The 13,985-nt window shown below is 35.1% G+C and carries 10 protein-coding genes; all 10 read right to left on the minus strand.

Annotated features, from left to right (window positions below):
- Positions 1 to 20: 20 nt before the first annotated feature.
- Positions 21 to 1,637, minus strand: a complete 1,617-nt coding sequence (locus HMPREF0528_RS06190; RefSeq protein WP_034525277.1) for a glycoside hydrolase family 13 protein — start codon at positions 1,635 to 1,637, stop codon at positions 21 to 23.
- 73 nt (positions 1,638 to 1,710) lie between these two features.
- Entirely contained in the window at positions 1,711 to 2,568 is an 858-nt protein-coding gene (locus tag HMPREF0528_RS06195; RefSeq protein ID WP_004895978.1) for a sugar ABC transporter permease, read from the minus strand.
- A gap of 2 nt (positions 2,569 to 2,570) precedes the next feature.
- A complete protein-coding gene (locus tag HMPREF0528_RS06200; RefSeq protein ID WP_004895979.1) occupies positions 2,571 to 3,926 on the minus strand; it encodes a carbohydrate ABC transporter permease in 1,356 nt (451 codons plus the stop codon).
- Positions 3,927 to 3,962: 36 nt separating this feature from the next.
- Complete coding sequence (locus HMPREF0528_RS06205; RefSeq protein ID WP_004895980.1) at positions 3,963 to 5,180, minus strand: extracellular solute-binding protein; 1,218 nt, start codon at positions 5,178 to 5,180, stop codon at positions 3,963 to 3,965.
- 110 nt (positions 5,181 to 5,290) lie between these two features.
- Positions 5,291 to 6,394 carry an ABC transporter ATP-binding protein gene (locus tag HMPREF0528_RS06210; protein ID WP_004895981.1) on the minus strand — a complete coding sequence of 368 codons (1,104 nt, stop codon included), beginning with the start codon at positions 6,392 to 6,394 and terminating at the stop codon, positions 5,291 to 5,293.
- A gap of 20 nt (positions 6,395 to 6,414) precedes the next feature.
- A complete protein-coding gene (gene pgmB / locus HMPREF0528_RS06215; RefSeq protein WP_004895982.1) occupies positions 6,415 to 7,077 on the minus strand; it encodes a beta-phosphoglucomutase in 663 nt (220 codons plus the stop codon).
- Positions 7,062 to 9,332, minus strand: a complete 2,271-nt coding sequence (locus tag HMPREF0528_RS06220) for a glycoside hydrolase family 65 protein (RefSeq protein ID WP_004898725.1) — start codon at positions 9,330 to 9,332, stop codon at positions 7,062 to 7,064. The genes pgmB and HMPREF0528_RS06220 overlap by 16 nt, the downstream gene beginning before the upstream one ends.
- Before the next feature lie 154 nt (positions 9,333 to 9,486).
- Positions 9,487 to 11,211, minus strand: coding sequence for a glycoside hydrolase family 13 protein (locus HMPREF0528_RS06225; RefSeq protein WP_004895984.1), 1,725 nt, complete (start codon positions 11,209 to 11,211; stop codon positions 9,487 to 9,489).
- Positions 11,212 to 11,230: 19 nt separating this feature from the next.
- On the minus strand, positions 11,231 to 12,886 hold the full coding sequence (locus tag HMPREF0528_RS06230; RefSeq protein ID WP_004895985.1) for an alpha-glucosidase: 1,656 nt from the start codon (positions 12,884 to 12,886) through the stop codon (positions 11,231 to 11,233).
- A 104-nt stretch (positions 12,887 to 12,990) separates the two neighbouring features.
- Positions 12,991 to 13,935 (minus strand): LacI family DNA-binding transcriptional regulator, encoded by a 945-nt coding sequence (locus HMPREF0528_RS06235; protein ID WP_004895986.1) that lies wholly within the window; start codon positions 13,933 to 13,935, stop codon positions 12,991 to 12,993.
- Positions 13,936 to 13,985: the final 50 nt, after the last annotated feature.

Consider the following 13,985-nt stretch of genomic DNA (forward strand, 5'->3'; position numbering starts at 1 on the left):
AAAATTCAATGCGTCTTTTACTATGCCTTAACTGCAAAAGCTTCATAAGGTTTTAAAACCATATCTTTTAAACTGTCTCGTTTTTCATAGTTACTAATCAAAACTTTTTTAAAAGATATATCTAAATTTAGATTTTGTTCTTCACCAGACAGGTTAGAGACTATTAACCACTTTTCATCTTCTAGTTTTCGCCAAAAGGCCAAAATGTTATCACTAGTATTTTCAACAAGTTCAAAATCTCCATCCACTACAACAGAATTTTCATGACGAAGTCTAATTAATTTTTGATAGGTGTAAAAAATAGAATTTGGATCTTCTAAGGCTTCTTTAACGTTAATAGTCTTGTAGTTTGGGTTTAATTTTAGCCACGGTGTTCCTGTAGTAAAGTCAGCATTTTCTCCATTTGACCACTGCATTGGACGTCGTGCATTATCTCGACCTTTAGTATTAATTGCTTTAATTAGTTCATCCTTACTGTAGCCCTTATCAATTCTTTCACGATACATATTGATACTTTCAATATCTTCTACTTCATCAATTGACTTAACAGGGCAATTGGTCATCCCAATTTCTTCGCCATTATAGATGTAAGGTGTCCCATGCATTAAATGCAGTACAATCGCAAACATTTTTGCGCTTTGAACTCGATATTCTTTGTCATTTCCCCATCGTGAAATAACTCGCGGAATATCATGATTTTCCCAAAAAAGACTATTCCATGCATGATTAAAATCAATTTCTGTCTGCCATTTAACTAGAACTTTTTTCAGTTCGCCTAAATCAAGCGGACGTAAATCCCATTTTTCTTTTCCTTCTTGCTGATCTAAGCTTTGATTTTCAAATTGAAATACCATCGATAATTCATGACGAGCTGGATCTGAATATTCTGCAGCAATCTTTGGAGTAGAGTTCCATGTTTCACCCACTGTCATTAATTCTTTACCGGCAAAAGTATTCTCATTCATCTCTTTTAAATATGGATGAAGCATTGGACCATTCTCACGAATCTTTTTATCGGGATCTTTTCCGATAAGTTCAATCACATCCATCCTAAAGCCGCCAATTCCCTTATCGATCCAATAATTCATCATTTCATAGATTTTATTTCTTAATTTTGGGTTCTTCCAATTAAGATCTGGCTGTTGATCTGCAAAGAAGTGTAAGTAATATTGACCAGTTTTTTCATCAAACTTCCAAGCTGAACCAGAAAAAGCAGATTTCAACTCATTAGGTGCATGGCCCTCTACCGGATCACGCCAAATATAGAAATCTCTGTATGGATTCTCCTTACTTTTTCTTGCTTCTATGAACCAAGGATGCTGGTCAGATGTATGGTTAACAACAAGGTCCATAATAATGCGTATATGATGTTTTCTAGCTTCTCTAATCAGATTATCCATGTCAGCCATTGTTCCGTATTGTGGGTCTATTTTTTGATAATCAGAGATATCATAGCCATTATCTACACCAGGGGATAAGTAAACGGGTGATAACCAAATAGCATCAATTCCTAGTTTTTCTAAATATCCTAATCGCGAAATGATTCCTGGAATATCTCCAATTCCATCTCCATTACTATCTTGAAATGACTTAGGATAAACTTGATAAACGACCGCTTTTTTCCACCAAGGTTTCATATTTTTCTCCTTCAAACAAATAAAAAAGTGCCCTGTTAAACAGGACACTTTTTTCACATAAACTTTAATTTGATTAACCTTTATCAGCACCTGCTGTGATTCCATTAACATAGAATTTTTGCATTACAATGAACAAAATTGTAATTGGGATCGCAATGATTACACATCCGGCAATGAACTGAGTAAAGAATTGAGCCATCGTACCCTTTGCCGAGTGAACCATGTTGTATAGTCCATAGGCAACAGTGTAGGTCTTCGGATTTCCTGAGGTAGAGAGGATGATACCTGAGAAAATGAAGTCTACCCATGGTGCCATGAATGAAGTAAGAGCAGTATAAACAATCATTGGCTTTGAAAGTGGTAATCCAATATGAATGAATACTTGCCATTTCGTAGCGCCATCAATTTCAGCAGCTTCATCAATTGCTCGTGGCATTGTATCAAAGAAACCTTTTGCAATGTAGAAGCCAAGGCCAGCACCACCAACATAGACTAAGATCAATCCACCAAGGTTTAACATGTTTAACGCCTTTAAAATGTAATACAAGGCAATCATTGACATGAAACCTGGGAACATTCCTAATACCAAAGCAATTTGTAAAAATGGCTTACGGAAGCGAAAGCGTAATCTTGATAATACGTAAGCAACTCCGATAGTTACAAACGTTGATAATGTTGCTGAAACTACAGCGACAAATAGTGTATTTAACACCCAATTTACAAATGGATATTGTGAACTAGTAAGAATACCAACATAATTTTGCCAAGTAAATTTTTCTGGCCAAATTGTAGATACAAATCCTGTGTTATTGTATGAAAAACTTGCTAAAATGATCCAAATAATTGGGAATATCCATAAAACGGCCAGGATGGCTAATAGAACATATCTAAAAATTAAAGCAATTCTTCTTTGGTTATGATAAGACTTCATTTTTAGCCCTCCTTGTATGCGTTAGTATGACGATATGCAATTAGTGAGAATGTAGCACTAATGATAAAGATCAAGATACCCAAAACAGCTGATGCGTTATAGCGTTGTTCTTGACCAAATGTCAAGTTATATAGCCAAGTTACAAGCAAGTCTGTTGAACCAGCACCATTGTAGTTATTGTTCATTGGTGCACCACCAGTCAACAAGTAGATAACATTGAAGTTGTTGATGTTACCAATAAATTGTTGAATCAAAGCTGGAGACATTACGAATAAAATTTGAGGGAATGTAATGTGGTTGAAAATTTGTACTGGACTTGCCCCGTCAATACGAGCAGCTTCAATTTGATCTTGTGGTAAGTTTTGAATAATGGCTGTTGAAGTTAACATTGAAACTGGGATACCAATCCACATGTTAACCACAATAACTGTAATTCTAGCAACAAGAGGACTAGCCTGATTATCAATGAAGTGAATTGGGTGGCTAATCCATCCCCAATTCATAAGTAAGGTGTTTAATGGCCCTTGATAGTCAAGGAATTGCGCCATCATTAATAAAGAAACAAATTGTGGTACAGCATAAACAATTACGAAAACTGTTCTCCATAAGTTCTTATGCTTAATTCCCTTAGATTCAATCAAAAGAGCGAGTAAGACACCAAAGAAGAAAGTAGTAGCTGTAGCAGCAACAGCCCAAATTAAGGTCCAACCTAAAACTGGGAAGAAGGTACCTGCTAAATCACCACTCAACACGTTTCCAAATGCTTGAAAACCAGTCCAGGAAAATCCAACTGAGTGTTGACGATCATAGTTAGTAAATGCCATTGAAATCATGAAGACCGTTGGCAAAACCGTAAATAAAATGATTAAAACAATTGGAATTGTCATCAAAGTTGCATGCAATCTTTGATCAAACAAAGATGCAATTTCTTCACGGTTAGTTGGAATATGTTCATGTCTTTTTTCTAATAAGAAAGTATGCTTATTAGATTTCAAATTAATGATATATAGATATATAAAACCAGCAACAATGAATAAAGCCAAAATACCAAATAATAGAATTAAAACAGAATTATCTGGCTGCTGAGTAACATATACTCCTTGAGCTTTATCAAATACAACGCGTTTACTCTTTATTGCACCTAAGTTACTTAAACCAGCAATTGAATGAATTCCACTTAAAAAGAACCAGACTAAAAATACAATTTCAGCAAATAAAAGTGAAAATCCTTTTACCCATTGCCGATGTTTAATAGCATTTAAGCCCATGATGAAGAATGATAATTTTGTTACTGCATCTCCATCTTTCCATGTTTCCTTTAAGGTAACTGCAGGCGTAGCATGTTTTTTCTTAAACATAATTAATCAAACCTTTGCTCATGTGATTTTTCAAAATTATTCTTCCTTAGAAATCTTCTTTTGTAATTTAGCAAGCTTACTCTTGTATTGAGATGGCTTAATCTTGCCGTCGTATGCACCACTAATTAATGGAGCTGAGTCGTTCCAGAAGATTGACATTTGTGGCAATTTAGGTTGAAGAACTGAGTAGCCTGGTTGAGCCATTTGAATTACAGCCTTAGCAACTGGGTCGTTCTTAATCTCTGCAGTATTTTGAGCTGCCTTGTTTACAGGAATTTCACCAGCATTCTTGTGAACAATTAATTGATTTTCTTTGTTAGATAAGTATTTAGCCAAAATTGCTGCATTCTTATCATTAGAAGTATGTGAGTTAACAGCAAAACATTCAATACCTAAGAAAGCTTCCATTTGTGCAGTCTTACCGCCCACTTCAATGGTTGGATATGGAGCAACTCCTAAGTTCTTACCTAAAATCTTCTTAATATTAGCTGCGTTCCATGGACCATCTAAGATAGCTTGGGCATTACCCTTCTTTAATTGGTTAAGTGCGTTTGAAGTTTGCATAACGCCTTTATTGTTCTTTTGTTCAGCGTACCACTTCATTGCATTTACACCATTTTGTGAATCCATAGTGGAGCCTTTTACATCTTCTCCGCTGTTACCAAATAACTTTGTACCTGCTGAGAACATTACTGGCCACATTACGTAAGCATTAGTGAAGTCAGTTGCAACTACACCTTTAGAAGTCATAGTCTTCCAAGATTTAACATCTTCTGGTGAAAGCTTAGACTTGTCATAGTAAACAGTTTGAGCTTGTTCAGAGTATGGATATGCGTAAAGCTTACCTTTCCATTCAACACCCTTGTATGCTTCTGGAACGGAATTCTTCTTAATTTCCTTAGTATCAGTTGGTGACAATGGGTTAATGTAACCTGAATCTGCCATTTGTCCTAATTGGTCATTTGGAACACCAAACACATCGGCAGCTTTTGAAGGATCTTTAGCAACATCAGTTTTAGCATTAGCTGAACCATTAGGGTTTTGAGTAACCTTAACTTTAATATTAGGGTGTTCTTTTTCAAAGTCCTTTACCACGCCCTTATACCAACTAACACGAGCAGTATCTACCCAAAGAGTTAATTGTTTGTTTGAGCTCTTTGATTCATTTGAATTAGAGTTGTTACTACAAGCTGTTAATGAAATAGCTGATAGAGCTACAACACTACCTAAAGCCAATTTTTTCCATAACTTCATGATATTTCCTCCTAGCCATGACTGGCTGAATACATTATTACAACCGTGAACCAAATTTCACACTCGTTGTAAACTTATTAATATTTTGCAGAAGCGTCCTCTCCTGCAAGTTAACGAATTGCATTCGTTGTATCTTTATCGAAGAAGTGGGCTTTATTCACATCAAACCCCATTCTTACTTTATCGCCTGGAGTATGGTAATCACGGGCATTTACAATGGCTACAAATTCTGTTCCATCTACTTTTTGATAAAGCTGAATAGTTGAACCAAGCAATTCTGAAACGACAACAGTTGATTCAACAATTTGGTTAGGCCAAGTTTCAAGGAATGCTTCCTCTGAATGAATATCTTCTGGACGGATACCAAATACTAAATCTTTATCGTCATATCCCTTTTCTTTAAGCATCTTTGCTTTACCTTCAGGGATTTCGATATCTAGACCTTTTCCATCGCTAATTCGATTTCCTTTAAAGTGAACATTAAAGAAGTTCATTTGAGGAGATCCGATAAAACCAGCAACAAACATATTTACCGGTGTATTGTAAACCTCTAGAGGTGTACCAATTTGTTGAACTTTACCAACTGACATAACTACTACTCGATCGGCTAAAGTCATCGCTTCAGTTTGATCGTGAGTAACGTAAATCGTAGTAGTTCCCAAATTTTGATGTAACTTAGCAATTTCAGCACGCATTGTGACACGCAATTTTGCATCCAAGTTTGATAAAGGTTCATCCATTAAGAAAATTGGCGCATCCCGGACAATTGCTCGTCCTAAGGCAACACGCTGTCTTTGACCACCAGATAATTCAGCTGGTTTTTTATCAAGATATTCTGATAAACCTAAAATATCTGCTGCATGATTAACTCGCTTATCAATTTCATCTTTTTTATAATGACGAAGCTTTAATCCAAAGGCCATGTTGTCATAAATTGACATATGTGGGTACAAAGCATAGTTTTGGAAAACCATCGCAATGTCTCTATCTTTAGGTGCAACATCATTCATTACCTTATGGTCAATCTCTAAAGTACCTTTAGAAATATCTTCTAGACCGGCAACCATTCTCAAAGTAGTTGATTTACCACAACCAGATGGTCCAACAAAAACGATAAATTCCTTATCTTTAATATGTAAATCAAAGTCATTAACTGAATATTTATCATTTCCTTCGTACTTTTTATAGATATGGTTTAAATCTACTTCAACCATTCTCTTTCCCTACTTCCCTCTTATTTTTTATTAAAAACTGATTCAATTTCTGAAAGTTTCAATTCTTTAGTAGTTGGAACAATATAATCAGCCTCTTTCAAGACCTCTTTATTCCCAATTCCAACTGCAAATTGACCAGCACTTTTAATTGATTGAACACCGGCTTGAGCATCTTCAAAACTAATTACTTCGTCTGCATTCAAACCAGCTAATTCTTGTGCCTTTTCATAAATTTCTGGATCTGGTTTTCCGCGATGAAGCGTTGCTGGATCAACAATGCCATCAAATTCATCCATAATTCCTAACTTTGTTAAAATCTTAGGTGCATTTTTTGAGGCAGAAGCAATAATCATTTTTAAGTTTTGCTTCTTTGCATCACTAAGTAGTTCTGGAATACCTGGCAAAATATCTGCTGGCGTCATTTTTTCAACTTGTTCAACAAATTTAGTATTCTTTTCTGCTGCGAACTTTTCTTTTTCTGCTTCAGAATATTTATCTTCCTGATCGCCATATTTCAAAATTAGATTTAAAGAATCCATTCTTGAAATACCCCTTAAGCTATCAAGTTGATCATCCGTTAAGTTAATCTCTAATTCCTTAGCTAAATTATTCCAAGCAGTTAAATGGTAGACAGCTGAATTTGTTAAAACTCCATCTAAGTCAAAAATTAGTCCTTTAAGCATTCGCTTTCACCTTCTTTAAGCATTACCTTCTTATCATTAACAAGAATTTCTAGATCTTTGCCTTCAAGTAAAGAGATCTTGGTTTCTTGATGATCAACATAAACTTTAATTAAACGACCACGGTAGTTAATCTTAAAGCTATAGTGATCCCAGTTATCTGGAATAAATGGCTTAAATTTCAATTGGTCATGATCGTATCTCATTCCAGCAAATCCCTGAACAATAGCTAACCATGATCCACTCATCGAAGTAATATGCAAACCATCAACTGTATCATTGTTGTAATTATCTAAATCAAGTCTTGCAGTTCTTTCATACAGTTCAACTGCCTTATCTTTTTTTCCTAATTCAGCAGCTAAAACTGAATGAATTGAAGGTGAAAGTGAACTTTCATGAACAGTTAAAGGTTCATAGAAATCAAAGTTCTTTTCTTTTTGATCCTTAGTATAGTTTTCTGGGAAGAAATAGATACCTTGCAAAACATCAGCTTGTTTAATAAATGGTGATCTTAAGATCTTATCCCAAGACCAATGTTGGTTAATAGGACGTTGATCTTCAATTTCACTAACGGGACGAATCTCTTTATCAAGAAAATCATCTTGTTGTAAGAAAATACCTAATTCCTTGTCTTCCGGTAGATAAATCTTATCAACAATGTCTTGCCACTTTTCTTTTTCTTCTTCAGTAACATGAACTCGTTCTTGTGCCTCCTTAGTTGCAAGCGGCAAACGCTCTAGTGTATATTTCAGAAGCCATCTTGCCATAGTATTAGTAAACCAGTTATTATTTACATTATTTTCATATTCATTTGGCCCGGTAACACCATGCATTACATACTTGTTACGCCACTTAGACCAATGAACTCGAGCTGCCCAGAATCTTGCAGTTCCAACTAAGACATCCATACCTTCATTCTTAACATAGCTATCATCGCCCGTATATTCGGTATACATAGCAATCGCATGTGGAATATCAGCATTTCTGTGAATTTCTTCAAAAGTAATTTCCCATTCGTTATGACATTCAATACCATTGAAAGTTACCATTGGGAACAAGGCACCTGGAAGGCCTTGTTCTTTAGCATTGTGATATGCTCCTGGTAATTGATTATGACGATATTGAAGAAGGGCTTTAGTAACGCTTGGGTTAGTAATTCCTAAGTACATTGGAACGATGTAAGCCTCAGTATCCCAATAAGTAGCACCACCGTATTTTTCGCCAGTAAATCCCTTAGGACCAACGTTCAAGCGTTCATCTTCACCGTAGTATGTCATGAACAATTGAGCAATATTAAATCTAATCCCCTGTTGTGCTGCTGCATCACCAGAAATTTCAACATCACTCATATCCCAACGTTTTTGCCATTCAGCAGTATGGTCAGCTAAGTTTTCTTCAAAGCTCTTTGATTGAAGCTTATTCATTAAATCTTCAGCAACACTTGCTTGATCTTTTTCTTCAACATCTCTACTTGTTATAACAATAACGTCTTTTTCAAGTTCGTAGCTTTGTCCTTCACTTAATTCTACTGAAAACTTTTCGCTTAACTTGGCTTCTTTAGTAGAAACTTCAGTTTGAATTAGTTCACCATTGTGGCGTAAAGATTCTTGAAGTAAAACTGTGAATTGAGGCACTTCATAAGGATTAGGCTTAGTTTTTACCTGGATAGTTTTTGTATCCTTATTCTCAACAAGTGGAATCCAGAAGCGTTCATCATAGTTACTGTCTTCGTTAACAACTGTTCCATCTAAAGTAGAATCAAAATCAATCTTAGCCTTTCCCTCAAGTACCGTAGCTTTTACCTTAATTAAGGCAGCTTCTTTTTGTACAATATGGAGAAAACGTTCAAATTCAAATTTAACTTTGACATCTTTACCTTCATAGATAAAACTTCTTGAAAGAAGTCCTTGATGCATATCAAGTGATAATTCAAAATCACTAAATTTCACTTTGGCTAAATCAATTTTTTCACCGTTGACGGTGATCCCAATTCCAATAAAACTTGGAGCATTTGGTGTCTTACCAAAGTACTTTGGGTATCCATTCTTCCACCAACCAACAACTGTCTTATCTGGGAACCACACACCTGCTAAATATGTTCCTTGAAGTGTGTCGCCAGAGTAACCCTCCTCAAAGTTTCCTCTCATTCCCATATAATCGTTACCAATTGCAGTAATACTTTCTTGTAACCTTTTATCTTCCTTAGAAAATTCATGTGTCGTTACTTTCCAAGGATCAACTTCAAAAATTCTCTTCATCATCATTCTCCATCACTTTCGTGAAGTCTTTTTATTTACAAATCTATTATCTAATCATTGAAAGCGCTTAACAACGCTTATTTTAATGTTACCGATATCAAAAATTTATAAGAAAAAAAGCAGCATCTCATTGCTGCTTTTTATTCTTCATATATTAAGCTTTAACCTCAATCAAAAAGCCATCTGGCGCTAACACTCCCGCTTTATAATTCTGACTAAGAGCTGCTGTTTTATCAATTTCCACATTATGTTTACTGGTATTATAGTAGGCCTTTATTGCTTCTTTGCCTGTTCGTTCAACTTTTAGAAGTCCTTTTTCTGTTACCGTTAACTTAACAGTACCTTTATTTAAGGTATCACTATGATCTAGTCTGAATTTCACTAATTCATGAACTCTTTGCCATACCGGACCATTTATCTTACTCCAATCCATTGGTTTACGACAATCCGGATCATTATCACCGCTCATCCCCATCTCTGTTCCATAGTAAATACATGGCACTCCAGGTTGAACAAATTCATACGCAACTGCTTGCAAAGCTAAATCTTGATTGTCTTTTGCTAAAGTTAAAATTCTAGCCGTATCATGGGAATCAAGCATATTCATCATAGCCTGGTCAACCATATCTGGATACATCATTAACTGATCAGTTAAGTGCTCACTAAGGTCTTTAGCATTCATTTTATGTTTAAAGAAGTGGTCTTCAATTTGTAAAGTATATGGATAATTCATTACACCTGTAAATTGATCTCCCTGAAGCCATGGACGAGCTGAATGCCATATTTCCCCAACAATATAAAAATCAGGCTTTATTTTAACTAATTCATCATGGAATCTCTTCCAGAAATGGTGGTCAACTTCATTTGCAACATCTAGCCGCCAAGCATCAATATCAAAATATTTTACCCAGTAGGTCGCAATTTCTAATAAAAAGTCCTGTACTTCTGGGTTAGCCGTATTTAATTTAGGCATATGTTTTTCGAAGGCAAAAGTTTCATATGGTGGATTTTTTTCACCTTTACTTGGGTCCCGATATGGTTCAACAGGATATGAATTAATGTGGAACCAATCTTTAAAGCGTGATTTTTCGCCATTTTTAACTACATCTTGCCACTGCATTGATTGATCACCTAAGTGATTAAATACAGCATCAAGCATCACTTTCATCCCACGCTTATGTGCTTCATTAACTACTTTTGCAAATAAATCCTTGTCTCCAAAAGCTGGATCTACTTGTAAATAATCAATTGTGTCATATTTATGATTAGAACTTGCCTTAAAAATTGGGCAGAAATATAATCCCGTAACCCCTAATTTCTGTAGATCATCTAGATGATCTAAAACTCCCTGTAAGTCTCCACCATAAAAATCTTCTCTGCCTGGATGATCTTCTGGATTCCATTCTTTAACATTTGCTGGGTCATTACTTTTATCGCCATTAGCAAAACGCTCCGGAAAAATTTGATACCAAACAATGTCTTTAAGCCATTTTGGAGTCTTGATGCGATCAATATCATGGAAGTACGGAACTTTAAAATACATTCCATCTTCTCTTAACTTTTTATCGCTAAATTTTTCAATACTACGATCACCGAAGAGCACATGACTTCCATCTTTGCCAATCACTTCAAAAGTATATTTAATTCGGTGATATGGAGCAGTTAAGGTTGCTCCCCAGTAATCATTAACTTGACCACTACCTATTTTCTCCATTTCAAGTTCTTTAGCTTGTTTTGGTGGGAGATAGTTATCCGTGTAATGAACAATTACTTTTTCCACATCATCTTTTGCTGTATAAAGTCTAATTTTAACGTGTGAATGATCAATAACAAAACAATCTTCACTTTCAGTTCTATGTTTTAAAGCTGCAAGTTGCATATTTTATCCCTCAATCTTTTTAATTTTCTAATACTACTCCGGCATATGGTTCTAATCGTAATTTTCCTGCCATTAAATCATATTTGCCAGCCGATAACCTTTCGCTACTAAATTCTTTTCCTACTTCAATTTCAATCGGTTCTTGACTCAAAGAAACAGCAATAAGAGCTTTTTTGTCTTTTAAATTACGCTCATAGACGTAGCTTCCATCTGACGTTGACCATAAATAATAATTACCATCTTGAAATAGTTGTTCTTTTTTCAAGCTAATAAGCTTTTTGTAAAAGTTAAACATACTACTATCATCTGCTATTTCATCAGCTGCATTTATCTCATCAAGCTTTTTACCCTTAATCCAAGGTTCTTTATCTGTAAAGCCATTATTTCTTTCGTTATCCCATGGCATTGGACCTCGAGCAGGAAGTTTATGGGTTTTACTTGCCATTAACAATGCTTCTTTTGAAGTTACGCCTGCTTTTTCTGCACTCTTTACAAACTCTTTTACGGTATCATCTTGAAAATCATTTACATTTTCAAACTGTAAATTTCTCATTCCTAACTCTTCACCATAATAAATGATTGGAATACCACATTGTAAGTACATCAACATAGCCAAACTTCTTGCTTGAGTATCATTTTTAGCAATCCTGGTTGCAAGCCTTGCCATATCATGATTATTCCAATAAAGAGTAGGCTTAGAAATTCCACTTAAAGTCTGTTGCCAAATAGTCTGATTTTGTTTAAATTTAACCCAATCTAACGGCTTAGGTTGATAATTACTCAAAAAGCTAGGATCGATTTTGCTCTGATCTTCAGTAAAATATCTAAAAGTAATTACGCTATCCATTAAATGATTATGCTTATTTGTATAATCCACAGCCAAATTCACATTTGCACTTGCTGCTTCCCCTAAAAGTAATGCATCAGGATAATCCTGTTTTATTTCTTCACAAAATGGCCGCATCCATTTTTGAACTTGCGGTAAATTAGCAAAAAATGGTTCTGCAATTACTGGCTCTTCATCTTTACTATTAACCGGAAAATTCTGTCTTAGATCGGCTTTTGCAATATGAATAAAGGCATCCAGTCTTAATCCATCAATGCCCTTTTCCAACCAATATTTTGCAATCTCGGTCATTGCATGTCTAACTTCGGAATTCTTCCAATTCAAATCAGGCATTCTTTTATCAAAAAGATGGAAATAAAATTGTCCAGTTCCTGCAGGATCCTTTTCCCAAACACTTCCTCCGAAAAAACTTCCCCAATTATTTGGACGCTGATTGTTTTCTCCAGCAAAAATATAATAGTCACGATATATACTTTCTGGATTTTTTATAGCATCTTGAAACCAGGGATGCTGATCAGAAGTATGGTTCAATACAAAGTCCATAATTACATGAATACCAGCCTCATGCATCTCTTTAATTAAGTTTTCCATATCCTCCATTGTTCCCATCTTTGGATCAATAGCAAAATAATTTGATACATCATAGCCATTATCCACTTGTGGAGAAACAAAAATTGGATTTAGCCAAACAGCATTGATTCCTAATTCCTTTAAATACGGTATTCTCTTTCTTATTCCATTTAAGTCACCAATACCGTCATTATTAGAATCTTGAAAAGACTTAGGATATATTTGATAAATAATTGCTTGATCATACCAATGTCTCATAATACACATCCTCCATGAATTTTATTTTAAGCAATTATTATAAGCGCTTACAATATATTTTATATGTTACCGGTATCAAAAAAGGAAGCTGTCTAAACAGCTTCCTAATTTCTTGTAGATTCACTTTTTATTAGTTCTGGTTCAATCAAGACTTCACCCTGCTGAGCTCCATCTTGTTTAATTTTTTGCAGAATCATCCCAGCTAAGAGCTCACCAAGCTTAAATAAATTTTGCTTAACAGTAGTGAGTTTTGGATTTGAGACTTGATCTAAAAAAACTCCGTCAAAACCAATCACACCAAAATCCCGAGGAATGTTTCCATTCTTTCTTTGTATAGCTCGTACTACCCCCACTGCAATTCGATCACTAGCACAAATAAAGCATGTATTCGTTGCGAATTTTCTCCAATTATCAATAATTAATTTTTCAGACAGCCTACTATGGTTTTGGATTCGAAAAATTTTTGGAATCATATTATGTTTCTGAAGTGTGTTGATATAGCCGGCTTCTCTTGAATATTCAAAAGGCTCTTTTTCATCAATTCCAATGAAAACAATTGATTGATAATTTTTATTAAGTGCATACTGTGTAGCCAACTGTTCACCTAATTTGTTATCTGTATCAATAAAATCATAGCCATAACGATTTTCTCCAAATAAAACAAAAGGTTTATCTAATTGATCTAACCATTCTGCATCCGTTGCTCGCCCACCAGTTATAATGTAGCCGTCTCCTTCGCCAACATCCCTGTCTGTGGCTAATTGAATTGCGTAGTGTTTTTTGCTTAATCCTTTAGCAATCCCAAAAAGTAGATTCATATAGTATGGCTCGGTTGTATCAATATCTTCTAAAATTACCAATTTAACCACATTAGTCCGATTATGAGCTAAAGCACTCGCAATTGAATTGGGATGATAATTCAATTGCTCCATTGCTTTTTCCACAATTTTTCTTAATTCTGGCGTCACCTGTTGCGGATGATTAATAACCCGCGATACTGTCATCTTAGATACACTAGCTTTTTTTGCTACATCATATAAAGTAGTCATATTCCCATAGTTCCTTCTTCAAAACTGTATAGTTTAATACTACCTTAATT

Origin of the sequence: Lactobacillus johnsonii ATCC 33200 (assembly GCF_000159355.1) — a bacterium.
In the GTDB taxonomy this organism is placed as follows: Bacteria; Bacillota; Bacilli; order Lactobacillales; family Lactobacillaceae; genus Lactobacillus; species Lactobacillus johnsonii.